Source organism: Gynuella sp., assembly GCF_050297175.1.
Lineage (GTDB): Bacteria > Pseudomonadota > Gammaproteobacteria > Pseudomonadales > Natronospirillaceae > Gynuella.
The window spans coordinates 319,448-343,562 of the sequence record NZ_JBNKSF010000007.1 but is presented as its reverse complement, the minus strand read 5'-3'; the positions used below and the strand labels follow the sequence as shown (position 1 = coordinate 343,562).

19 protein-coding genes are annotated in these 24,115 nt (G+C 46.3%); 9 read left to right on the top strand and 10 right to left on the bottom strand.

The features are described from left to right. Positions 1 to 119: 119 nt before the first annotated feature. Together fabA and fabB are read left to right on the top strand one after the other, a co-directional pair. Entirely contained in the window at positions 120 to 647 is a 528-nt protein-coding gene (gene fabA, locus ACQY6I_RS02665; RefSeq protein ID WP_428239916.1) for a 3-hydroxyacyl-[acyl-carrier-protein] dehydratase FabA, read from the top strand. Continuing rightward, positions 644 to 1,861, top strand: coding sequence for a beta-ketoacyl-ACP synthase I (fabB, locus tag ACQY6I_RS02660; protein WP_428239915.1), 1,218 nt, complete (start codon positions 644 to 646; stop codon positions 1,859 to 1,861). Before fabA ends, fabB begins: the two co-directional genes overlap by 4 nt. Positions 1,862 to 1,939: 78 nt before the next feature. Here the strand turns inward: fabB and ACQY6I_RS02655 are convergent, their stop codons facing one another. Further along, on the bottom strand, positions 1,940 to 2,119 hold the full coding sequence (locus tag ACQY6I_RS02655; RefSeq protein ID WP_428239914.1) for a hypothetical protein: 180 nt from the start codon (positions 2,117 to 2,119) through the stop codon (positions 1,940 to 1,942). Positions 2,120 to 2,439: 320 nt separating this feature from the next. On the opposite strand from ACQY6I_RS02655, the gene ACQY6I_RS02650 reads away from it, so the two are divergent. Next, positions 2,440 to 2,808: a DUF2185 domain-containing protein gene (locus ACQY6I_RS02650; RefSeq protein ID WP_428239913.1), complete on the top strand. Its 369-nt coding sequence runs from the start codon at positions 2,440 to 2,442 to the stop codon at positions 2,806 to 2,808. A gap of 59 nt (positions 2,809 to 2,867) precedes the next feature. Here ACQY6I_RS02650 and ACQY6I_RS02645 read toward each other — a convergent pair whose 3' ends face one another. The 6 genes from ACQY6I_RS02645 to ACQY6I_RS02620 form a co-directional block, all read right to left on the bottom strand. Then, positions 2,868 to 4,139 carry a branched-chain amino acid ABC transporter permease gene (locus ACQY6I_RS02645; RefSeq protein WP_428239912.1) on the bottom strand — a complete coding sequence of 424 codons (1,272 nt, stop codon included), beginning with the start codon at positions 4,137 to 4,139 and terminating at the stop codon, positions 2,868 to 2,870. Further along, complete coding sequence (locus ACQY6I_RS02640) at positions 4,136 to 5,140, bottom strand: branched-chain amino acid ABC transporter permease (protein ID WP_428239911.1); 1,005 nt, start codon at positions 5,138 to 5,140, stop codon at positions 4,136 to 4,138. Before ACQY6I_RS02640 ends, ACQY6I_RS02645 begins: the two co-directional genes overlap by 4 nt. 71 nt (positions 5,141 to 5,211) lie before the next feature. After that, positions 5,212 to 5,916, bottom strand: coding sequence for an ABC transporter ATP-binding protein (locus tag ACQY6I_RS02635; RefSeq protein WP_428239910.1), 705 nt, complete (start codon positions 5,914 to 5,916; stop codon positions 5,212 to 5,214). 6 nt (positions 5,917 to 5,922) lie between these two features. Continuing rightward, positions 5,923 to 6,693 carry an ABC transporter ATP-binding protein gene (locus ACQY6I_RS02630; RefSeq protein ID WP_428239909.1) on the bottom strand — a complete coding sequence of 257 codons (771 nt, stop codon included), beginning with the start codon at positions 6,691 to 6,693 and terminating at the stop codon, positions 5,923 to 5,925. A gap of 308 nt (positions 6,694 to 7,001) precedes the next feature. Continuing rightward, positions 7,002 to 8,219: an ABC transporter substrate-binding protein gene (locus ACQY6I_RS02625; RefSeq protein ID WP_428239908.1), complete on the bottom strand. Its 1,218-nt coding sequence runs from the start codon at positions 8,217 to 8,219 to the stop codon at positions 7,002 to 7,004. A gap of 417 nt (positions 8,220 to 8,636) precedes the next feature. After that, positions 8,637 to 10,121: an alpha/beta fold hydrolase gene (locus tag ACQY6I_RS02620; protein WP_428239907.1), complete on the bottom strand. Its 1,485-nt coding sequence runs from the start codon at positions 10,119 to 10,121 to the stop codon at positions 8,637 to 8,639. Between the two features lie 163 nt (positions 10,122 to 10,284). Here ACQY6I_RS02620 and ACQY6I_RS02615 point away from each other — a divergent pair, with 163 nt between their 5' ends. Both ACQY6I_RS02615 and pta read left to right on the top strand, forming a co-directional pair. Next, positions 10,285 to 11,472, top strand: a complete 1,188-nt coding sequence (locus ACQY6I_RS02615; protein ID WP_428239906.1) for an acetate/propionate family kinase — start codon at positions 10,285 to 10,287, stop codon at positions 11,470 to 11,472. Between the two features lie 18 nt (positions 11,473 to 11,490). Beyond that, positions 11,491 to 13,635, top strand: coding sequence for a phosphate acetyltransferase (pta, locus tag ACQY6I_RS02610; RefSeq protein ID WP_428239905.1), 2,145 nt, complete (start codon positions 11,491 to 11,493; stop codon positions 13,633 to 13,635). A gap of 51 nt (positions 13,636 to 13,686) precedes the next feature. Here pta and ACQY6I_RS02605 read toward each other — a convergent pair whose 3' ends face one another. Further along, positions 13,687 to 14,778 (bottom strand): GNAT family N-acetyltransferase/peptidase C39 family protein, encoded by a 1,092-nt coding sequence (locus ACQY6I_RS02605; protein WP_428239904.1) that lies wholly within the window; start codon positions 14,776 to 14,778, stop codon positions 13,687 to 13,689. 130 nt (positions 14,779 to 14,908) lie between these two features. On the opposite strand from ACQY6I_RS02605, the gene ACQY6I_RS02600 reads away from it, so the two are divergent. Further along, the gene (locus ACQY6I_RS02600) at positions 14,909 to 16,186 is read left to right on the top strand and encodes a flavohemoglobin expression-modulating QEGLA motif protein (protein ID WP_428239903.1); all 1,278 of its coding nucleotides are present in this window, start codon (positions 14,909 to 14,911) and stop codon (positions 16,184 to 16,186) included. A gap of 15 nt (positions 16,187 to 16,201) precedes the next feature. Beyond that, positions 16,202 to 17,668, top strand: a complete 1,467-nt coding sequence (locus tag ACQY6I_RS02595; protein ID WP_428239902.1) for a RimK family protein — start codon at positions 16,202 to 16,204, stop codon at positions 17,666 to 17,668. A gap of 142 nt (positions 17,669 to 17,810) precedes the next feature. On the opposite strand, the gene ACQY6I_RS02590 is transcribed toward ACQY6I_RS02595, so the two are convergent. Beyond that, positions 17,811 to 20,372: an efflux RND transporter permease subunit gene (locus tag ACQY6I_RS02590; protein WP_428239901.1), complete on the bottom strand. Its 2,562-nt coding sequence runs from the start codon at positions 20,370 to 20,372 to the stop codon at positions 17,811 to 17,813. 304 nt (positions 20,373 to 20,676) lie between these two features. Here ACQY6I_RS02590 and ACQY6I_RS02585 point away from each other — a divergent pair, with 304 nt between their 5' ends. Further along, positions 20,677 to 21,312, top strand: a complete 636-nt coding sequence (locus ACQY6I_RS02585) for a LysE family translocator (protein WP_428239900.1) — start codon at positions 20,677 to 20,679, stop codon at positions 21,310 to 21,312. Here the strand turns inward: ACQY6I_RS02585 and ACQY6I_RS02580 are convergent, their stop codons facing one another. After that, positions 21,313 to 22,782: an NAD(P)H-hydrate dehydratase gene (locus ACQY6I_RS02580; RefSeq protein WP_428239899.1), complete on the bottom strand. Its 1,470-nt coding sequence runs from the start codon at positions 22,780 to 22,782 to the stop codon at positions 21,313 to 21,315. It lies immediately after the preceding gene. Positions 22,783 to 22,924: 142 nt separating this feature from the next. On the opposite strand from ACQY6I_RS02580, the gene ACQY6I_RS02575 reads away from it, so the two are divergent. Then, positions 22,925 to 24,046: a M14 family zinc carboxypeptidase gene (locus tag ACQY6I_RS02575; RefSeq protein ID WP_428239898.1), complete on the top strand. Its 1,122-nt coding sequence runs from the start codon at positions 22,925 to 22,927 to the stop codon at positions 24,044 to 24,046. Positions 24,047 to 24,115 lie beyond the last annotated feature (69 nt).

The following is a 24,115-nucleotide window of genomic DNA, read 5'->3' as shown; positions in this document are numbered from 1 at the left end:
ATTTCAGGCTGCTAGATGTCATGCTGTAAGCAAGCCAGGCAAACTCGGCTTCCACGGACAATTAGACGCAAAAAAAGCATGAGGGTCACGTGACACTAAATTATGTAAAAGGAAACCAAATGGTAGAAAAACCAAGTTCATTAACGAAAGAAGAACTGCTGGAGTGTGGCTACGGGAGGATGTTTGGTCCCGGCAATGCACAGCTCCCGGTTGGCAATATGTTGATGATGGACCGGATCAACCTGATCTCGTCTGAAGGTGGTCAATATGGTAAAGGGCAGATAATTGCTGAACTTGATATTACCCCAGACCTGTGGTTTTTCGACTGTCATTTTCCTGGAGATCCAGTAATGCCTGGCTGTCTGGGGCTGGATGCCATGTGGCAGTTAGTTGGTTTCTTCCTGGCATGGTCCGGCAACCCTGGTCGTGGTAGAGCACTCGGTGCTGGAGAAGTAAAATTTACCGGTCAGGTCATGCCGACAGCGAAAAAAGTTACTTATAAAATCCACATCAAACGTATGATTGCCCGCAGATTGGTTATGGGTATTGCTGATGCGGTCCTGGAGGTTGATGGGGAAGAAATATACAGCGCCAAAGACCTTCGAGTTGGCTTGTTTAAACCTGAGCAGATGGATTTAAAAACATGAGACGCGTTGTAATCACAGGTATGGGCATCGTTTCCTGCCTGGGAAATGACAAACAAACAGTGACAGACAGTCTGAAACAAGGACTGTCAGGTATCACATTTAGCGAAGAATACAAAGAAATGGGAATGAGGTCTCATGTCAGAGGGCGCCCTAATATTGATCTGACTGAGTACATTGATCGAAAAACCTACCGCTTCATGGGTGATGCAGCCGGATACTCTTATGTGTCCATGCAGCAGGCGATCACCGATGCGGGGCTTCCTCCTGAGTTGGTCAGTCATGAGCGCACAGGTATTATTGCCGGATCGGGTGGCGCATCATCATCAAACCAAATCGAAACAGCAGACATACTGCGCGAACGCGGTCTGAAACGGGTAGGCCCCTATCGCGTTACCCAAACCATGGGATCCACTGTTTCCGCTTGTCTGGCGACACCATTCAAAATACGCGGTGTTAACTACTCTATCTCCTCGGCCTGTGCTACCAGTGCTCACTGTATTGGAAACGCTTACGAGCTGATTCAAATGGGCAAACAGGACATTATGTTTGCCGGTGGTGGAGAAGAGGAACATTGGACGCTGTCTTGTATGTTTGATGCGATGGGTGCACTGACCACTGGATATAACGATACTCCTGAAATTGCCTCACGTGCATACGATGCTGCCCGCGATGGTTTTGTCATTGCAGGCGGTGGAGGTATGCTGGTGCTGGAAGAACTCGAACACGCCAAAAAACGAGGTGCCAGGATATATGCTGAAGTCGTCGGTTATGGAGCCGTATCTGATGGTTACAACATGGTAGCCCCAGCCAGCGAAGGCCAGGTCCGGTGTGTCAATCAAGCACTCTCTACAGTTAATGGACCGATCGACTACATAAATGCCCATGGAACCAGCACCCCGGCTGGGGACTTGGCAGAACTGCAAGGACTTATGGAAGTCTTCGGAAATGATATGCCCGCGATGAGCTCAACCAAAAGCCTGTCCGGTCACTCTCTTGGCGCAGCAGGGGTACAAGAAGCGGTTTATTCGCTACTAATGTTGGAAAACAACTTCATTGCCGGCTCTGCCAACATTTTTGAGCTGGATAAGGATGCTCAAAATGCCAATATCGTGACCAAAACCAAGGAAAATATCTCTTTACAACGCGTAATGAGTAACAGCTTTGGCTTTGGTGGGACCAACGCCACTCTGGTCTTTGAAAAGTTTGTAGACTAGAGTGATCTCAGATGAGCTTCCCATTCGGGAAGCTCGCTAGTGGTGAACAGAGAGGAAAAGCAGAACATTTGAACTTTGTTAAATAAGATTGTGCTGGATCTTATAGGCCCTTAATGCTTTTCTGGCCTGTTCCACTTCCGTATACAAAGCGACTTTAGTTGCTTTATCTCCTTCTCCGGCTGGGTTGCTTTTAATATATTCTCGTTTACGTTCTTCAGCTTCAACGATTGCATGCTCAAGCTTTTCAAGTTCCGTCATTGAATTTCCTCTAGGGGGTCCCCCCTTTTTCATTACTCATAGTTAAAGACTACAAGCCAGGTTAAAAATTAATGGCTGCATATACACTTCAAGATCTTTCCATTTTAGACGAAAAATCTTTTTTGCGGAGGTTTTGCATTGTAAGAGAATAGAATTCTTAAAGTTTTCATATTTTAGCTGTCTCCCTCAATAAGATAAATCAATGAAATTGCCTATAGCTGAACCACATAAAAGCTAAGTTATTGATTTGACTGAAAGTGCTTAAAAACCCTTAAAAAACCGTAAAAAAAAGCTAGAGATCACTATTCTGTTTGCATACAATGCGCGCCCTTTTTCATCATAACATTGAGGACAAGATGGCCCAAAGCGCAGCAGAAACACAAGGGCAAGGTTATTTGTGCTTAGCATCCAGCCTTATTTTAAATGAACGCCCTATGCCCATCCGTTTTTTCTACAAAGAAACGCCCCAGCATGCCAACGATACCGGTTTCAGATTTTACAGCGGGATGGAAACAGACGATTTTCTCATGAGCGAAGATGCCGCTCTGGTTGCACCACTGGACTCGCTGGTCAGGCTGGACAAAACGATTAAGGAACTGCTCGATCAATCAGAAGTCGGCAGTGTTTGGGAACGCTTACCAGGACGTAATGACTGGGTTCCGGTTTTTGATTACGAAATTCCCGATTAAACATCTATCTACAAGCCTGGGCAATTCCCTCTCCGCCCAGGCCACAATTCATAGAAGAACTAACTGTGTTGAGCGATTTTCTCCGGTATTACCCCCTTAGGGGCATAGCGTAACACCATGGTAATGATCAAACCAATCACAAACACCCTGGCCTGTAATGCCCTGCTGTCTAAATCAGCAGGTGCCTGCCATGAAAACCATTTGTCTCCTAAATCCCGGACCAGATCAAATAAAACCAACGCAACCGGCTCTGACATGGTCCAGATAATGTATACAAACACAGCTCCAAAGATAGCACCTCTATTGTTGCCAGCTCCCCCCAGGATCACCATAACCCAAATCAGAAATGTATGATTCAATGGAATGAAACCAGACGGGTCAAAGATACCGTTAAATGTAGTGAGCGCAGCACCACCTATTCCCATCAACACAGAGCCCAAGACAAATACCTGAAGACGCCTTTTATTGACATCTTTACCCATTGCTAAAGATGAAACCTCGTTATCGCGAATGGCTCTCATCATTCGTCCCCACGGAGAATGCAGTGCCCGCTGCAACAGAAAGTAGGTAACAACAATCAGGCAAATAACCACAGACAAATAAAGTGCACGCGCCAATACAAAACCGACATCAACAGGTTCTGGCACAGGCCAGGGCAAAGGCGACACAGTTAAAATTCCTCGTGTCAACCAGTCGGCATTTTTCAGAAATGCTTTGATAATCTCAGCTATGCCCAATGTGGCGATAGCGAGATAATCACTTCTTAAACCCAGACATATGTGGCCAATAAAATAAGCAATGGTTCCCGCCAAAGCCCCTCCAACTATCCACCCAGTCCAGACTGGCAGTCCAAATCCACCGATAAAACCGGCCTCAGATTCAATGCTACTGGTAACAGGATCAAGGATGTTTACGAGCATCAGATAAACAACTGCCGACGCAATTACCAGCAAGGGTGTTTGAAACTTCTTGGGCATCCCCCACCGACCGGATTTCGCCAGCAGGAAAATAATGGCAACACCAATGGCAGCTTTGAGCACTACCATACCCAACTGAACCGGCATATCTGAATGCCAGAAATCCTCGTTGACCGGATAACTGAACAACATAGACATGAAACCGCCAACCGCAATAAACCCTAATATTCCGGCATTGAATAAGCCGGCATATCCCCATTGCATGGTCAGCCCCAGGGCAATCAGAGAATAACATGCAGCTTCGACCAACATCCTTATTCCATAAGCGCTTCCCATAACGGACATTATGAGCAACACCAACAACAGCAATCCAGAGAACAACAATACTTCGCGTTTCAGGGAATGATCTTTCACAGCACTTTACCTTTAAACAAACCGGTTGGTCGCCAGATCAAAATAGCGACCAGGATAAAAAATGGGATGGTAATTTTGTATTCAGTTGGAACGAAAGCCAGTTTGGTCGGCAACTGCGCCCATTCAGGCAGATGCTCATTGAGAGGACGAAACAACACCCCCCAGTTAAAAACCGCCAGAGTTTCGGTAAACCCAACCAAAAAACCGCCCGCCACCGCGCCGTAAGGATGACCCACCCCACCAACGATCGTTGCTGAAAATATCGGTAATAGAATTAAGAAACTCAAATCAGGCTTGAGAGCCACATCCAGAGACAACAAAGTCCCTGCAGCGGTTGTCAGACAAGCTGCAATGACCCATGTAATTGCCACAACGGTATTGGTATTGATTCCTGATACGCGGGCCAGATCAGGGTTATCTGACATAGCCCGCATAGCCTTGCCTAACCTGGTTCGGGTAAGAAACAGATGGAGTGAAATCACCGCTACAATTACCACCAGAAACAATAGCAACTGTGGTTCGGTAATGGTGATGTGCCTGGAAGACAAATCAAATGGCAGACTCAGCCGAAATATTTCTTTTCTATCATCAATGTACAGATTTCTGGAGCCGGTGCCTGCAAACAACCGGATCAATCCCTGCAGCATCAACGTGACACCGATTGAAGCCATAACCAATACAATTGGTTTGACATTGTGCGCTCGTAATGGTTTGTAAAAGGTTTTATCGACACCCACAGCAATCGCAGAACAGATCACCATGGCAACAGGCATCATAACGAATGCCGTCGGTAACCCAATGGCTGGTCCTGCATGAGGAAACATAGCAGTCAGCACAAAGGTCATAAATGCGCCCAAGGTCATAAAATCTGCATGGGCAAAATGTGAGAACCTCAGTATGCTATATATCAGAGTGACACCAATCGCACCCATAGCATAAATAGAGCCAATCACAGCTCCGGAAATAATGACTTTATTGATGAAAAAAACCAGCTCGTTCAACGTAATACTCCTGCGGCGCGATATAGATATATTTATTCACGACGCGTGTCATAAAAATGCATGATGAAAGATTAACCGCCCAGAAAACTCTTAGCCACTTCAGGGTCATGAATCAGGTTATGGCCTGTGTCCGTAAAACGATTTATTCCGCCTGCCAGCACGAAGCCTTTATGAGCTATCTTCAAAGCCTGTCTGGCATGCTGTTCGACCATTAAAATGCCAACGCCGGCTTTATTGATAGTGATAATGCGATCAAAAATCTCATTCATAAACAAAGGTGAAAGGCCTGCTGTCGGTTCATCCAGCAACAGCACGCTGGGTTCAATCATCAAGGCTCTCCCCATAGCCACCATTTGTCGCTGCCCACCAGACAACTCACCTGCCGGCTGATGACGTTTCTCTTTGAGAGGAGGGAAAAATTCGTACACCCGTTCCAGCATATGACGAAAATCATCCTTTCTGGAAAAAGCGCCCATTTGCAGATTTTCTTCAACAGTCAGACTGACAAAGACATTTTTTTCTTGAGGCACAAACGCCATTCCTTTGCGAACGAGCTCTTCTGGCGCCGCATTCCTGATTTCTTCTCCCCGAAGTCTGATTGTCCCTTCAGTCACATTCAACAGACCGAAAATAGCCTTGAGGCAAGTGGATTTTCCAGCACCATTGGGCCCTACGATGACGCCAATCTGTTCTTGCTCTATGGAGATATCGACACCATTGAGGATATTCATCCCACCATATCCACCATGGATATTCTTTACTTCTAAAACTGCCATGCTGCCTCAACTCACATCTGTACCAAAATACGCATCGATGACCTCCGGATTACTTTGAATCTCTTCAATAGTACCCTCGACCATGACACTACCCTGGGCCAATACAATGACTGGATTACACAATTTCGCGATCATATCCATGTCATGTTCAATCACCAAAAAGGTGTAACCCAGCTCCCGATTTAAACGCAGAATATTGTCATTGAGGTCTTTCAACAGAGTCCTGTTCACACCAGCGGCGATTTCATCCAAGAGCACAACATGAGCATCAACCATCATGGTTCGCCCTAACTCAAGCAACTTTTTCTGCCCACCAGACAGATTACCTGCCAGTTCGTTCTTGACATGCCCCAGCTTTAGAAAATCGATTACATCCAGTGCTTTTTGTCGTACTTCCTGCTCCTGCATGCGCACAAGAGAGGGTTTAAACCAAGTATTCAACAAGTTCTCACCCAATTGACCAGAAGGCACCATCATCAAATTTTCCAGCGCCGTCATATGAGAAAACTCATGAGCAATCTGGAATGTCCGCAACAACCCACGATTAAACAACTGATTCGATGGCAACCCGGTGACATCCTCACCATCAAATACAATTTGCCCCGAGTCAGGCGGAAAAACACCAGCAATTATATTGAAAAGTGTGGATTTACCCGCACCATTCGGACCGATCAATCCAGTAATGCTGCCTTTTTCAACTTGAATGCTGCACTGGTTGATAACATTGAGTTTGCCGAATGATTTGGAGACATTATTTACTTCAATAACGGATTCCATCCATCCTCCATTCGGCACAATTAGCTAACCACATAACAAAATACAACCTGAGAAACCTGAATGACTTCAGCAGCATGAGATAACCATTCACACAGCTGATGATTATGTTCGATAGATATGAGTGTTTATCTATACTGTTTCTACCGGGTACCTCCCAAACACCATACTTGGGTCACTTGAAAAGCGATGACGCCATAAACTGCCCGGGTGACTCTGTACCAAAATATTCAGGTACATAACAATTGATCCCAGGCAGGCTATGAATCATTTCCGGTAAACACCGCGATTAAAAGTTGTCATGAAAACAACTATTTAAGCTGACCCAGTTCAACGAACTTACCATTCTTGATACCCATTTCTACGATCACACCTGGAACATCGCCATTGGCATCAAATTCATGATTTCCGGCCGCTCCCTGATAGTTAATATCTTTACCTTCATCAAGCAGCTTTTTAGCTTTGGCCCATTCGCCAGGCAGAATGATTTCACCAGGTGCGGTTGCCACTTTGCGCAGCGCTTCAGACATACCTTCCCGATCAGCAGAACCTTTTTCCTCAATCGCCAGACCGATTAAAAACGCTGCATCATAAGCCTGGGCCGCGAAAACAGCTTTAGGATCGAACCCCACGACAGTGGAGGCCAGTTTAGAAAATGCAGCTGTTCCCGGCGCATCGGGAGTACCTGGCTTGGTGGCTATCATACCTTTCAAAGCATCGGCTCCCAGTGCAGAAATGAGAGCGTTACCAACCATCCCATCACCCCCGACAAACAAGCTAAAATCACCACTTTCAATAGCCTGACGCAAAATGGTTTGCCCGGAACCATCGGCATATGCCAGAACTACCAGATTCTGAGCACCAGTTGAGGCTAAGGAACCTAGTTCAGCGCGATAATCAGCCTTGCCGTCTTCGTGGGCTTCTTTAGCAGCCACGCTACCACCGAGTTTTTCAAATGCCTTGGCAAGTGCATCTGCGAACCCTTTGCCGTAATCGTTGTTCACATAAGTAATGGCAACTTCATCAATACCTTTCGACTTCAGCAACCGGGCCATCACTTCCCCCTGATATGCATCAGATGGAGCAGTCCTGAAGACCAGGTCGTTGTCTTTCAAATCTGTCAACGCCGGAGACGTGGAGGCCGGTGACACCATTAGAACATTACCTGGAATACCAGCATTGTTAGCAGCTGCAATGGTTGCTCCAGAACATAATCCACCAACAACAGCCACCACTTTTTCAGAATTCACCAGACGATCACCGGCGTTCGAAGCCGCAGATGCATCAACACAGGTAGTATCAGCTGTCGGCATGACCATGACCTGACCATCCAGCAGCGATCCTTGAGAATTAATATGACTCATGGCCAGTTGGGCACCGCTCAGAATCGGTGGTGTCAAACTTTCAATCGGTCCGGTAAATGCCCCAAGGAATCCAACTTTTACTTCCGAAAAGGACGCCATGGACACACTGCATAGTGTCCCGACAATTGTGAGCGATAACAGCGACTTACGAGCATTTAATTTCATATTCTGCCTCTCATAATTTGGGTGAAAATCTGAATACAGCCTACTCTGCTGATCATTGAAAGTAACATACCTGCAAGCATCGCTCCGAAGTTGTAATCTGGGCGTCAAAAACCAAATTAAGGAACGTTACTTGATAAGTCTTTCAGACATTATGTTCAGCTTGTCAGCATTACTATTATTGTTATTGTTAAGTGCTTTTTAGCTTTTATCTGTACACACTACAGACTCAAAAGCTACATATTGGTCGAACACAAAGTATTCGGAGTCACAGCAACTATTCCTTTTTTACTTCAGGAAAACAAGAGCTTAGGCAAATATAGCTAACTGATTAACTTATACCACCGATTATTTGTGCACAAAAATAGAACTAAAAGCCCCTTTTTTGGGCAAAACAATAATTCGTAAGCCTACCCGTCATTAATCCGGCATAAAACGTCCGTGACGCAAAAAGAATAGTGTCTCTTTTTGAACCCGCTGGTTATTCATGATCATGGTGTGCCCAACTGGCAAAACCAGGAAGTCTTTCATACCTGCCAGTCGCGCCGAGGTTACCGTCACCTTTCCATCCGTAGTCTCATCAAACAACCAATTGAACCAAGGGTCCGAACTATCAGAACCCGTAATAATGCCAAACTCCGCTTTTATTCCCGGAATCATATTTGGAAGGCTGTCCGTAGCGGTCGACAGCTGCAATGCCGCAGGCCCCATAATCCGACTGAACAGCTTCCACTTCTGAAAGCGATCAATGATTTCACTGCCATGATTCGGTGGACTCAGCATCACAATACGGCTGTTCGCCGGCAGGGACATATATTGCAAGCTATAACGGGCCAGAATACCGCCAAGACTATGGGTCACCAGATGAATGGGCTGTGAGTTGTGGCGCTCTATACGTGCAATCGAGTTACTCAGATAAGAAGCCAGGGTTTCAACAGGGTATTCTTGGGAGGGGTAATCGATACGGCAGACATTGTAACCCTGGTCTTGTAAAAAGCGCTGCATCGACTGCATGGAACGGCTGGTTCGCCCCAGACCATGAATCAGAATCACATTCTGTTTGCGGCTCTGAAAATTTTGCACATCGCAAATATCTTTCATATCCGGAACCAGATAGGCCGGATCGATACGGACATCCTGCCAGTTCATGCGCCAATCTAAATGAGGCCCTGTCACTCTGCCTGTCGCACCAACACGACCTATCATCTGCCCCTGAACAATCTGCTGCCCCTTTTGCACAGAAACTTCACTGAGGTGCATCAATGTGGAACTCAGTCGAAAACCATGATCAATAATGACCGTACCACCGCTGAAATATAAATCCGGCTCAGCCAGGACAACCATACCGTTGGCTGGTGCATACACAGGTGTTCCTGTCGGACGGGCGACATCCACACCAAAATGAGGATTTTTAGGTTCACCGTTGTAAAACCGCTGGCTGCCATAAACACCAGTAATCGGTCCAAACAGCGGCCATATAAATGGCTGCAGAAAAGCATCGTCTTCTCGATACTCTGACCGGGCCAGAAAGACCTCTTCGATCTCCCGGGCAATACGCGCCTTCACTGCTTCGGGAGGGTTCACCATATTCGGAGCAATGCCGGTCAATCGTTGTATATTGAATGTCCCCGGCTCCAGGGTGATGTTGGAATTTTCCGTTCTTCCATCGGGCGATGTAATGGCCAATGTGTGTTGCAGCATTTCATCCCGCCCAAACCCAATAAAGTAGTGGCCGCGTGCATTCACCGGGATATTCCGTTCATCAAAGCGGACAACTGCTCCTGGATCAGTATGACCGTATATATGTCCACCCTGAATCATATAGCCAGAATACGACACAGCCTGAGTCCAGGCTCCGGTACAACAGGCTGTCAAAAATAAAAATATGGCTGTCAGTCTGGTCATCGTTTGCCTTATGTCACTATTGAGATTGCTTCCCATACCTATACTATACTGATTGTATATTCATCAGTGGATCACTCTGGAAAATTTTTCACACCAGAAGCTCTACATAATCCATCAGTCGCCTAGGCGGCTGTCTTCTGTATCAAAACTAAGGAATACATTAATGAGCCAACAGGTATTGGTATTCAACAGCGGTAGCTCATCTTTTAAGTTTTCAATATTCAACGCCGAATCTCATGATTTATTGCTTTCCGGTATTGCCGAAAGACTTGGGCAGGTAGATGCCGAAATTACCTTTAAAACTCAGAACAACAAAACAACAAAACAGATTCCCTCAGCCGATCATGAAACGGCCATCAGTACTTTATGTAATTCCCTGGCAGATTTCGGCTTGAGCTTCGAGGATGTCGCTGTAGTTGGACACCGGGTTGTAAACGGTGGTGAGGCCTTTTCAGACTCCATCGTCGTAACCCCGGAAAACCTGAGCAAGCTGGAACAGTATAACGATTTCGCGCCGCTGCATAATCCAGCTGCTGTCCTTGGAATCAAGGTTATCAGCACCTTGTTCCCCGCCCTGCCACAGGTAATGGTTTTTGACACCGCCTTCCATCAGACGCTCGAACCAAAAGCTTACCTTTATCCTATTCCCTACAATCTCTATAAAGATCACAGCATTCGTCGTTATGGTGCACATGGTACCAGCCACCGCTATGTGGTTAACGAAGCTGTTCAGCAGTTAGGCCTGGATCCCAATGATCATCAGGTTATCAGTGCACACCTGGGAAATGGATGCAGTGCGGCGGCAGTTATTAACGGACACTGCGTTGATACAACCATGGGACTAACGCCACTCGAAGGCTTGATGATGGGAACTCGTTCCGGCGACGTTGATCCAAGCCTGCATCAGTTCCTGGCCAAGAAAATGTCTTGGTCCATCGAACAGATAACCAATATGTTAAATAAAGAATCCGGACTATTGGGGCTATCTGAACTGAGTAACGACATGCGCACTCTGGTAGAGGCACGAGACAACGGTAACCAGCAGGCAGGCCTCGCCATTGATGTTTTTTGTTTTCGTCTGGCGCGGCAAATTGCCGGCCTTTCAGCATCACTGACCCGGCTGGACGCGCTCATTTTTACAGGTGGTATCGGCGAAAACTCTGAACCGGTACGGGCTCAGGCCTTGAACAACCTGGCCATTCTGGGATTTGAAATAGAGCCGGAATACAACCAGGCAAACGGCAAACAGAGTAACGGCCTGATCACCAAAGCAAACAGCACTCCCGCAATCATCATTCAAACTAATGAAGAGCTGATGATTGCCATGGATTGTCTGAGATTAACCAAATAGAAGTTGGAGAAACGTTAAGTGCATAGTTTTTTTATCGCGCCCACGACATCTGGTACAGGTCTGACTTCAGTCTGTCTGGGCTTGGTTCGCGCCCTTGATCGCTTAGGTGTCAGGGTTGCCTTTTGTAAACCGATTGCCCAGGTATTTGGTAAGGATATCGGTCCGGAACGCTCCACCCATTTAATCCGGGAAACAGTGGGGCTGCAACCTGCAACCCCTTTAGGTCTCACTTATGCCCAACAACAAATGGCATTGGGTCATGAAGACCAACTGATGGAAGAAATCATCAGTATCTATCAACAGTCATCCCAGGACGCTGATGTAGTGGTTGTAGAAGGATTGGTTCCCCTGGTCAATGAAGACTATATTGCCCGGCTAAATTCCGTCATTGCCAAAACACTTAACAGTGACATTATTCTGGTGGCAGCTAAAAACCAATATTCGTCAGCCCAACTGAATGACCGGATCAAAATGACCGCCAGTTTGTTTGGCGGCCTGACCAACCCAAAACTGCTTGGTTGTATTCTTAACAAAGTCGGTGCACCACCACTGGATCATCAGCAGGTACAGGCCCGGGATGAAGAAGAAAACATCGAGGTTCGGGAATACACACTGGATGACGTAAAACGGAAATTACCAGTATTTGATAATCCAACATTTCGTTGCCTGGGCATCATTCACTGGAATCCGATTCTGGTTGCCCCCAGAACTTATGACATCGCCAGCCACCTTGGTGCCAAAATCATTTCTGAAGGTAACTATCGCGAACGCCGCGTGAACTCGATTACTCTGGCAGCGCGCACCGTGCCAAATATGATACACACCTTAAAGGCCGGAACTCTGCTGGTCACCCCTGGTGATCGTGAGGATATTTTTATCGCTTCGTCGCTGTCCGTACTGAATGGGGTGCCGCTGGCCGGGGTTCTGTTTACTGGCGACTTGGTACCCGACAGCCGTATTTTTGATCTGTGCCAAAGTGCGATCAATACCGGCCTGCCAATCATGCTGACCAGTACCAATACATTTGTCACAGCCCAACTGCTTAATGAAATGAGTACAGAAGTACCGGCAGACGACGTCACGCGGATGGAAGCCGTGATGGATGCTGTGGCCCAATCGCTGGAAACGGAATGGCTGGCTGAACGTGGGAAGCTGCCTCATGAAGTACGGCTGTCGCCACCTGCTTTCCGTCATTTGCTGGTAAAACGTGCCAATCATGCGCACAAGCGTATCGTCCTGCCTGAAGGTGAAGAACCAAGAACGATCCAGGCAGCCTGTATTTCTGCCAGTAAGGGAATTGCCAAATGCGTGCTACTTGGCCGGGAACAGGAAATACAACGTCTTGCCGGCAGTCAGGGATACGAAATCCCCGATGGCGTGGAAATCATCGATCCGGAGAGTATCCGCAGTCATTACGTTGCACCACTGGTAGAACTGCGTAAGGCCAAAGGGATGACTGAAGCGATGGCTGAAAGCCTGCTGGAAGATGCCGTGGTATTAGGTACGATGATGCTGGCGCAGAATAAAGTCGATGGCCTGGTCAGCGGTGCGGTTCATACCACTGCGAATACCATTCGTCCGGCCCTTCAGCTGATCAAAACCAAACCTGATGCCGCGCTGGTCTCCTCGATCTTTTTCATGTTGCTGCCTGATCAGGTATTGGTCTACGGCGATTGTGCGGTCAATCCTGATCCTACGGCAGAACAACTGGCGGACATTGCAATTCAGTCCGGAGATTCCGCGAAGGCATTTGGTATCGAGCCGCGTATCGCGATGATCAGTTACTCCACGGGTGGATCAGGTTCCGGTACCGATGTCGAAAAAGTGCGTGAAGCAACTCGTCTTGCCAAAGAAAAACGACCTGACCTGATTATCGACGGACCACTTCAGTACGATGCTGCCGCAATCTCCAGTGTGGCAAAATCCAAAGCACCAAACAGCCCGGTCGCCGGAAAAGCCACGGTATTTGTATTCCCGGATCTGAATACCGGCAACACAACATATAAAGCGGTACAACGAAGCGCCAATGTTGTCAGTATTGGCCCCATGCTGCAGGGATTAAAAAAACCGGTGAACGATCTTAGCCGAGGTGCTTTGGTTGAGGACATTGTCTACACCATCGCCCTGACTGCGATCCAGGCCGACCAGTTCGCCCTCGAATAACAGTACCTACCGGCCCGAACGATATGGTTCGGGCCTCTTCTCTATAATCAATCAACTTCCAATTGCCGACCTGAGAATCACAGCAGCTTTCAGTTGATTTTTTCCATACTGCATCATTTTATTCAGGTTAAGCCTGGAGATTGGCACAAAAGAATTATCGAAGCTGTCCTGATCGTCATCAATATCCGGATCATTCACAAAAGCATATTCATCGTTCATGGCAACTAGCCAGATCCAGTGAGGAGCCTTATTGCGATTCAAACGGTAAGTGCTGATCAACAACAATATTCGCCCCCCATCACGTAATGTTTCTTCAATTTTATCGAGGCTGGCCGGAAAGGGTTGTGGAATGATTCCCTGTTGCTGACATCGGCGATCAAAGTCCTCTGCCACCAGAGTAATCACCTGTCTTTTGTGCGCATCCCGCACGGAATTTAAAAATGGCACTTCCGTTGATGAAAGCCATAACTCCACATCAAAGCCACGAATTTTCGCAGCCAATGCCAGTCCCTGCGGAGAGGTGCCGCCATGACCGGTGGTCAGGTACACCGTCGTTGACTCCCGCCATATGTTTAACTCTTCAATAGCACTGATAGTTACTGTGGGTTTCAGGCTGTGCATGGCCATCAGAAGAGAAGCTGGCCCACAGGTAAAGGGGGTACTTTGAGGGTAATAACAAACGTTTTCCGGCACTTTGACAATCGGTTGAAGCCGCTTCTCCATTTTCAAACCATCGGTGCCATCTTCGTAGTAATGGCTCAAATCAGCGACTTTCTTATAGCCACGTTTTTGATACAGACGAATGGCTGCTTCATTATCAACCTTCACTTCAAGCCTCAATACCAGACTGGTTCGGGCAAGCACTCTCTGCTCAATATGTTCCAGCAGAAGCGAAGCAATTCCCTGGCCCCGGTTATCTGGATGAACCGCAATGGAATACAGTCGCGCCAGGCCCGTGCCGCGATGAAACATCACTAACGCATATGCGCTCACCGGCTTGCCCATCACCCATAATTCACTCTTATCATTGTGGAGAAAATAGCGAAATCGCCTGGCATTCAGACGATCACTGTCAAACACCATGTTTTCCAGCCTGACCAGACCGGTAATGTCGCTGCCGTCAGCGGCACGGATAGCATCCATATGAATTCCAAAACAGAAATATCAGCCGATAAATTATAAGCCTGGCATTTGCTCCAGTTCAGTAATAATTATTTCCTTTTTTTAAAAATGGTCGATAATTTCCAAACTGACTGCTGCCATAGAGCACACAATGAACGTACTGACTGATTTCAATCAGATCGTTAAAGAACTGTCTGAAAAACTCAATTCATTGCAGAACCCGATTCGTATTCTCGACTCTATCAATTGGCCAGCTAATATCCGGCACGAGTTTCTAAAGCATGAAGGCAAGATGCTGCCAGAGGTCAACCAAGATACCTATTTAAGCAAAAATCTAGGTTATAACCCCCAACAACTGCAGCATGATTTTTTTGCCTTGGAAACTGAAATATCCAAAAAGCTCGGACAACTAAATCCAGCCGGTGCGCTGCTCATTAAAATGTGTCGGGAGTTCAGGGTTGTTCTGAGGATGATCGAAGCACGTGGAACTCCCGCTTTTCATGCCTTATCGACAGAGCTGTACGGTGGTGCTCATGATATCTTCCACCCGGGCGAACCATCGCTGGCAGAACTGGGTATCATGCTGGAAAAAGTACTGGAGGGCATGCGTCATGACTTTTTGCCACAGGACGAAAAAAAACTCACTGCAGAAGAAGCTGTGGTCATATTGGCAGACAAACTTAACACCAGTATGAAAGGCATTCCGGTTAAAGTAGTAATCAGTGATGGCATCGTTTCTGACGCCGCAGCTGGAAGCGATACTATCAAAATAAATAAAGATGCCATGTTTTCTATGAGAGAGCTGGAAATTCTCGAAGTACACGAAGGCTGGATTCATTTGGGTACAACTTATAACGGTCTTAGCCAACCGTATTTAAAAGCTTTGGCCAAGGGAACACCTTCGGCAACTGTTACCCAGGAAGGTCTGGCAGTATTAACCGAAATTATCACACTGCATTCTACCCCCGAACGCCTGAGTAAACTGGTCAGCCGTATTCGTGCCGCGACAATGGCCACTGATGGGGCTGATTTCATAGAGATTTATCGCTATTTTACCGACAAAGGTATGCCCTGCCTGGACGCCTTTACCATTACCAGCAGAGCTTTCCGTGGTTCCATTCCGACAGGTCTGCCGTTCACCAAAGATATCTCTTATATTAAGGGATTTGTACTGGTCTACAATCTGATCAGAGTGGCAATACAGTTGGGCAAAATAGATCGATTACCTATTCTAATGTGTGGAAAGATTAATCTTGATGACTTTAAAAGTTACGCCGAACTGCTGGATAACGGGACCATCATGACTCCGTCATTTATTCCACCCCATTTTTCAGACTTTAGAGGTGTGGCAGCATGGCTGAGTTTCGGTAAATTCATTGGTAACCTGTCATTTGAAAAGCTGGAACAGGATTACGCTCATCTGTTTTAACTGAAAGGCATATTTATGAAATCACTACTGATCTTGGTGGATCAATTGTCTGACTGGACACCATTTTATCAAGACAGACACGTTACCGAAATCAACGATTATCTTGCAGCACCAATGCCGGGTATTGGTTATGTCATTAACCTGTGCCGGGACTTCAGTTATCAGAGCAGTGGATATTACGGTTCTCTACTGGCGGAGGCTCGTGGTGAACTGCCGTTTCCATCGGTACGCTCCATCACCGAATTTCACAATTATGAGAAAGGTAATGTACTGGAACGAAAGTACGGAAAGTTATTGGAAAATTATGCTAACGATCATCAGTTTGAACTGGAAATATTTTTCGGTAAGAGTGCTATAAAAGAATTAAATGCACTTACCAGACATTTGTTTGAGCGCTTTCGTTTTCCTGCCCTAAGAACTCACTTTAAACGACTAAGCAAACACATCTGGTCACTGGAAGATGTCTCGATCATTTCAATAGATCAGCTGGACGATCACCAGCAAACATTGTTTGCCGATGCTCTGGATATTTTCAGTCGTAAGGTATGGCGCAAAAGCAGTTCCCGTAAATATCAGTATGATCTGGCAATTCTGGTCAATCCCGACGAACAACTGCCACCATCCAACCAGGGAGCTCTAAAACTTTTTGAAAAAGCAGCCAAAGAGACAGGTCTGGATGTTGATTTCATTACTACTCGGGATGCGGATCGAATTCCTCAGTACGATGCATTGTTTATTCGCGAAACTACGTCGGTCACACATGATACTTATCGCTGCGCCCAGATTGCAGAAAGAAATAACCTGGTGGTCATTGATTCCCCTTCGGCGATCCTGACGTGCGCAAATAAAGTATACCTTCATGAAGTTCTGACCAGAAACAAAGTCCCCACTCCCAAGTCTCTGTTATTAATGAAACATCGTTTACCCGATGTAGACAAGATTATCGAGCAGATCGGTTTGCCGGCGATTGTGAAGATTCCGGATGGCGCATTTTCCATCGGCGTTGAAAAAGCAAGAACAGCTGAAGAGCTGCAAACCAAAATGACCCTAATGTTGGAATCGTCAGCGATTATCCTGATACAGGAATTTGTTCCCACTGACTTTGACTGGCGAATCGGCGTACTAAACGAGCAGGCGTTTTTTGCCTGTCGTTACTTTATGGCCAAAGGTCATTGGCAAATCTATAACCATGGTGCCCGTAAACCCTATGATCAATCCGGTCTTGCTGATGCCTTTGCCATAGATCAGGTTCCCAAAAAAGTCATTCAGGCCGCAGTGAAAGCCGCCAAATGCATGGGCGATGGTTTATTTGGTGTGGATATCAAGCAGTCCGGAGAGCGGATCATGGTTATTGAGGTTAATGACAACCCAAGTATTGATAAAGGCGTTGAGGACCAACACCTCGGCTATAAAATGTATCAGGCCATCATGGAGGATTTTTATCGCCGCCTCGAACTGGCAAATGGTCGTTCAAACAAATAACCAGATTTTCAGCCACCACTGGAAAGATATCCACATAAGATATCAAAACAATAAATGGCCGGCTCGATTTGTTCGAGTCGACCATTTAAGCACCACAAATCAGTCAAAAATGCCTCACACTCTATTCCGTGTTACCAACAAGTTAATGGTCAACAGACCTCACTGCATCAGACTTAAATGGCTTAAATAAAATCAACAGCTGCGGAAGCAAAGTCAACGATCCCACCAGAGCCACGAACATAGCCAGTGCCGTCAAAAAACCGAAATAAATCGTCGGTCTGAAACTTGAAAGCACAAGAATGGAAAAACCGATAATAATGGACAGGCTGGTATAGAACATCGCTCGCCCAATTGTTGAGTGACTGCGTTTCAAGGTGGCCATGTAATTGTGATCCAGTTGAAATTCTTCTCTGAATCTGACGATATAGTGGATAGTGTTGTCCACAGCCATACCAATCGTTATCGAAGCAATGGTAATGGTCATAATGTCTAGAGGGATCGATGCCCATCCCATAATTCCCAGCACAAAAGTCGCCGCCAGAAGATTTGGAGCCATGGCAATCAACGATAGTTTCAATGAACGGAACAAGACAAGGAACATGCACATAATGGCCACGAATACCAGTCCGAGAGTTTTTATCTGACTGCTGAACAAGCTCTGCAACATATTATTGTAAAGCACCATCAAACCAGAAAGGTGTATCCGTTCAGGAGCTATGCCCAGTTTTTCACTTATATCTTTCTTGATTTGCTTCAATAGTTGATTTCGGTTCAACTCTTTTTTACTGTCAATCACTCGCAGGCTAAAACGTGCCTGCCCATGCTCGACAGACACATAAGGATCTATAACAAGCTTTCTAAACTCTTTAGGGATCACGGAATACAGTAAGGCCAACTGAACATCCGTCAACGGTTTATTGTTGTTAAATGATTCCGCAATTTCAATCATCGTTGCCAGAGACAAGACTTTGCCAATGTCAGGGTTGCTATCGAGATAGCTATGCACTTGTTTGATAACTGCAATTTTATCAGCAGTAAACCAGTATTTTTCCGGGTCTTTATCGCCACCAAAATCCGATTCAAAGTCTGAAACGTCATCCATTGAACCAAAAAAATCTTCATCAACAAATCCATCATTATCACCGCTATTCTTTTCGGACTCGGTTGCCGGTTTATGTCGCACGATCTCAGAACCAGGGAAATCGATCAACACATCCAACGGTGTGGTGCCTCCCAAACGCTGATCAATCACACTTAAGCCCTGATAAACCTCCGTGTCCTCAGCAAAATAATCAATAAATGAATTTTCCACGACCAGTCGGGAAATACCAATTACCGTCATTCCCGCAACAAAAACACTGACTACAAGCACCTTAGTGCCATGGCGTATGGTCAGGTTGGCAAACCACTGACTGAACGGAACATTGCTCGCATCTTTTGCTTCACGTTCATCTTTACCAACTAACATCATCATTGCAGGCAGGAACGTAAAAGCCACGACGAATGCCACCAGAATACCGGCTGTCATCATCAGGCCAAAATTAATGACCGGCCTGATTCCACTGACAATCAAAGAGATAAATGCGACACCAGTCGTCAATGCCATATACAGGCAGGGAATAAAAATCTGACGAACCGTCGCACTGACGATAGCCCGCTGCTCCCATTCAGGGTGTCGTTTTAACAGCTCACGATAGCGGACAATCAAATGAATCGTCATCGACAAAGTCAGAATTAGTAGCAACGAAATAAAATTCGACGAAATGACGGTAACCTGCCAGTGCATGGACCCCAGCATTCCCATCATAATGACAACAACATCTGCACAAGCCGCCATGGGTACGATCACCCAATGAATACGACGAAAAATCATCCCCAGGGTTATAATCAGTAGAACCAATACGCCGAGACCAAAGACCATCAGATCAGATCGAACGTAGCTGACGATATCATCCGCAAGCAAAGGTACCCCACCGATATGCAGTTCAGCATGGTCCTTATATTTCTTCATAATGGCTCGGATCTGATCAATTTGTTGGCCAAGCTTTTTCGAGAGTAATTTGTTGCGTTCTTTGATTAGAATATTCAGCTGATTCAACTGCCGGATATCTTCATTACTTAGCTCAGAATCAGATTTTTTATCCAACAATGTTTGGCGTGTGTCCTGTAAATTACTTAACACCTCGTCCACTGGAAAGTTGATCTGCAGTGCCGTAGTGTTGTAATCCAGATTGAGTAGCAAGTTAACATACAGGGGAGAGTTAGCCAGCTCCTGCTTGGCCATTTCAATATTCGTTTCCGGATCTTCCAACGATTTGATATTCGATACCAATTGATCCAGAGGCACTGGCGGATTTGACAACAGCGGTACATCCATTACGGTTACAACTGACTGAATCCCATCAATTTTTCGTAATTCGTCACGCAGTTTTGTCAGTTCTTTAAGTGATTCAGGAGAAAATAGAGCCGCCTGGGGAGTGTAAGTCATAAACATGAAACTGCTGGCGCCATAGCGTTCAGAAATCTCGCGGAAATAACGATAATCAGGATCGCCTTCCAGAACCAATGTATCCGGTGATGCATCGAGTTCAAAATTACGGGCGCTATAACCCATAAATGCTGTCACTACAGCAAGCAAAACCAATATCCAGATGGCGTTGTCCAAAACAATGCCGTCATATTTTTCCTGTATCCAGCGCAACATGAGTAAGTCTGTCCTTTTAATTTTCTGGTTTGAATCAGTAACACCCGAGTGATATGCAGTTATGGGAGGCAAACCAAGATTCTACATGGAGTCACCGCTAGTTGGCATCGGTGAGCTATCGATATCAGAGTTTGATAATATAACGAAAGCTGATCAGACCGATAAAATCATTTTCATCACTTCTTTCTCTTTACACTCCATTTAACCAGAATCCTGGGTAAATCAAGCTCCTCCTTGGATGATACTTTAAAAGCATCGGCAAATATTTCACAATGCAGTTCCCATTTCCGGAGAAAACGTTGTAATGACACTTTCATCTTGGTTGACAGTTGCCACCATCTGCATTTTAGGTGCAATGTCTCCAGGACCCAGCTTGGCCGTGGTGATAAAGAACACGTTGTCAGGAGGGCGCCAAAATGGCATAAAAACGGCGATCGGCCATGGCATGGGAATCGGGATCTACGCACTCATATCAATGAGTAGTCTTGCCATCATCATTACCACTTCCACGCTGCTGTTTGATACCTTGCAAATCGCCGGTGCCCTGTTTCTGCTATGGATGGGCCTTAAAAGCCTGGGAGTCATCAAAAGCGCTCAGACTGATGATGCCCACCGCGTGGTTCCGGAATCAGTCAATCAGGGATTCAGAAACGGTTTCCTCATCGCTTTTTTTAATCCTAAGGTGGCATTGTTCTTCATTGCCCTGTTCAGCCAGTTTATTTCCACCAACAGCCCGCTTGGGGAAAAAATGGTTTATGCCCTCACCGCAGCGGCTATCGATACACTATGGTATCTTCTGGTTGCTGGTCTGTTTTCAAATTCCCGGCTACTGGATCGTCTTAAACGTGCATCAATCTGGCTTGACCGCATCTTTGGGGTATTACTGATCGGTCTGGGAGTGCGGCTGCTATGGGAAGCGCTCATGCATAGTGATATCTGATCAGCCCGAAGACTGATCGCGCCAGACTTCCGGTAATACAGCAATGAGATCTCCAGCCTGCATACTTTCCGGATAAAATCTAAGAGCGGCAAACTCGCCACTGCGGCCATGCATCCACACCGCTTCACTGACAACATCAATATCAAATCGTCCGGTTCTGGCGAGCCAACCACCGATCATCCCGGCCAGTACATCGCCGGACCCAGCCTTGGCCATCCCCGCATTACCTGATCCATTGAACACACTTCTTTGACCGTCACAGGTAATCGAACCCAGTCCTTTCAGCACACAGATACCACCGTATTTTTTCTGAATCGCAGTGGCCCAACGAACCCTGTCAGCCTGGATTTCCGATACACTGACCCCCAACAAACGTGCAGCCTCACCATCATGAGGAGTCAAAACCCAATAATCATATTTCCGTGGTTGGTGTGCCAGCCAGAACAGGCCATCTGCATCCAAGACGACAGGCAACCGTTTCTGCTGAGCCTGTGACAGCAATCTTTCGAGGTAATGGGTCGCAAACTCGCCCCTTCCCATGCCGGGGCCAGCAACAACAACGGTGGTTTTTTCCATCAGGTTGTCATCTTCATCCCAGCCTCTAGCCATGATAGCGGGATTACGGGTTAACAGCGCCGACAAATGCTGAGTATCCGTTGCGGCCATTACCCAACCGGTTCCCATATGGGCAGCGGCTTCTGCCGCCAGAATAAGAGCCCCTCCCATACCAAGACTTCCACCGACAACATTTACGCACCCGAAAAGACCTTTATGACTTGCTGGATCACGACGATACCGGCTCAGACAGATCCCCTCACGATACTCCAAAGTACTTTGAACGGATGAAACCTCAACATCCAGGGAAGCCAGATGCAGATCGCCGCAATACGCTCTAGCCTTTCCACTAAGCAGCCCGGGCTTATAGGCAATAAAGCTTAACGTTGCAGTTGCCTGAACAGTATGTTGACTGAAATGGCCTTTATCTGCATCGATACCGGTTGGTACATCCAACGACAAAACAGGGCTTTGGCTGTTGTTGATAAAGTTAATGAATGGAATGTATTTGGGCCTGACCTCTCCATGTAGTCCCGTACCGAGCAAGGCATCAACAATCAGATCATACTGTTGTGATCCATCCGGAAAGAACATCTCGGTAACTCCGCCACTTCTCAAATACTCACCTTTGGCACGCTCTGCATCCCCTCTCTGATGAGATTCACCGGCACTGATCAGCGTTACCGAAAAACCAGCCTGCCTGAGCAACATGGCCAGAATATAACCGTCACCACCATTATTACCTGTTCCGGCTACCACACAAAATCGGGAGGATTCCGGCCACTGTTGTCGAATCAATCGAAAAGCTGCCTCGCCAGCGCGTTGCATCAACACGTAGGTCGACTGTCCTGATGTCTGTGCCCATTGTTGCTCAATCGATTTGACTGCTGAAGATAACAATACCTTGTTTAACATATTGATATTACCTGTTCTCACCGTTCAATCATCATCACGAAAATTCAGCTTTCAGACCATCACTAAAAGAGCTCAATCACTTCCCTGCACACCGTGACAACCGGTATCATCCTAATACGATTCGTTTTCCTGGAATACAGACATGCAGGTCATACATCATACAATCCCAAACAGTTCGATCGGTACACACAGAGAACTGATTGAATATCAATTCAACACAACCCAATCAGCTCCTGTAGTCTTTATACAGGCTGGACTTCACGCCGACGAATGGCCAGGAATACTGACCATACAGCATTTAGTACCTCTACTAGAACAGTTGGAAGCAGACAACAAATTAATCGCCAACTTCCGCATTCTGCCCTACGCCAATCCTATCGGTCTCGACCAGCATTTTTATGGCTACACTCTTGGCCGGTTAAACAGAGAGAATGGACAGAACTTTAATCGCGGTTTTCAACTGGATCTGGAATCTCTGGCAGAAACCCTCAAACCTCAACTATCTACTGACAGGAACCAAAACAAACAGCGAATTCGAGCTGCCATTTTGCAACAGGTCTCCGAGCTTCCAGAAGTGACCGAACTGCAGTGTCTGCATAAGTTGATACTGTCAATTTCTCTGCAGGCAGATTACGTATTGGATTTACATTGCGATAAAAAAGCTCTGGGACACATATACAGCTCGGATCATCTACAAGATACAGGAAAACAATTGGCAAGCTGTTTGGACTTCCCCGTTTACATCCTAGAGGATGTTTTGGAGCAGAATGCTTTTGACGGCGTACACGTCCAACCTTGGATATGGCTACAAAAGCAATTCACTGAATACGACATCCCACTTGCCTGCTTTTCAGCCACTGTAGAATTGCGTGGAAAGGCTGACGTTAATGACACCCTCGCAGACATGGATTCTCAAAACCTGATCCAGTTCCTGATCAATCAGGAACTAATTGCAGGTAGTAAGCAATTTCGCGATGTTCAACTGCAGATTTCCAGACTCGAGCAAATTGACGTGGTCACCAATACGACTCCAGGTTTTATAAATTACACCTGTCAGCCAGGTGATGCTGTCCAAAAAGGTGAAAAGATCGCTGAAATTATTCTGATAGATAATGATAAAGCAAACCAACGCATACCAGTAGTAGCTGGAACTACAGGTCTATTGTTTGGTATTCATGACTTGGCTCTGGTTAGAAAAGGGGAAGTTGTTGCAATGATTGCCGGAACAGAAACTGTCAGAGATGCGAAACAAATCAGTGACTAGCTACGATAAGAAAGCAAAAAGGGCAACTTAATAAGTTGCCCTTTTTTATCAAGTGTCAGTTGTCAAACA

Bases quoted from the DNA above. Each gene is read 5' to 3' on its own strand.
- ACQY6I_RS02580 (WP_428239899.1), bottom strand. From the start codon at position 22,782: ATGTTAAACAAGGTATTGTTATCTTCAGCAGTCAAATCGATTGAGCAA.
- ACQY6I_RS02625 (WP_428239908.1), bottom strand. From the start codon at position 8,219: ATGAAATTAAATGCTCGTAAGTCGCTGTTATCGCTCACAATTGTCGGG.
- ACQY6I_RS02615 (WP_428239906.1), top strand. From the start codon at position 10,285: ATGAGCCAACAGGTATTGGTATTCAACAGCGGTAGCTCATCTTTTAAG.
- ACQY6I_RS02655 (WP_428239914.1), bottom strand. From the start codon at position 2,119: ATGACGGAACTTGAAAAGCTTGAGCATGCAATCGTTGAAGCTGAAGAA.
- ACQY6I_RS02635 (WP_428239910.1), bottom strand. From the start codon at position 5,916: ATGGCAGTTTTAGAAGTAAAGAATATCCATGGTGGATATGGTGGGATG.
- ACQY6I_RS02600 (WP_428239903.1), top strand. From the start codon at position 14,909: ATGAACGTACTGACTGATTTCAATCAGATCGTTAAAGAACTGTCTGAA.
- ACQY6I_RS02585 (WP_428239900.1), top strand. From the start codon at position 20,677: ATGACACTTTCATCTTGGTTGACAGTTGCCACCATCTGCATTTTAGGT.
- fabB (WP_428239915.1), top strand. From the start codon at position 644: ATGAGACGCGTTGTAATCACAGGTATGGGCATCGTTTCCTGCCTGGGA.
- ACQY6I_RS02630 (WP_428239909.1), bottom strand. From the start codon at position 6,693: ATGGAATCCGTTATTGAAGTAAATAATGTCTCCAAATCATTCGGCAAA.
- fabA (WP_428239916.1), top strand. From the start codon at position 120: ATGGTAGAAAAACCAAGTTCATTAACGAAAGAAGAACTGCTGGAGTGT.
- ACQY6I_RS02590 (WP_428239901.1), bottom strand. From the start codon at position 20,372: ATGTTGCGCTGGATACAGGAAAAATATGACGGCATTGTTTTGGACAAC.
- ACQY6I_RS02605 (WP_428239904.1), bottom strand. From the start codon at position 14,778: ATGGATGCTATCCGTGCCGCTGACGGCAGCGACATTACCGGTCTGGTC.
- ACQY6I_RS02620 (WP_428239907.1), bottom strand. From the start codon at position 10,121: ATGACCAGACTGACAGCCATATTTTTATTTTTGACAGCCTGTTGTACC.
- ACQY6I_RS02595 (WP_428239902.1), top strand. From the start codon at position 16,202: ATGAAATCACTACTGATCTTGGTGGATCAATTGTCTGACTGGACACCA.
- ACQY6I_RS02650 (WP_428239913.1), top strand. From the start codon at position 2,440: ATGCGCGCCCTTTTTCATCATAACATTGAGGACAAGATGGCCCAAAGC.
- ACQY6I_RS02575 (WP_428239898.1), top strand. From the start codon at position 22,925: ATGCAGGTCATACATCATACAATCCCAAACAGTTCGATCGGTACACAC.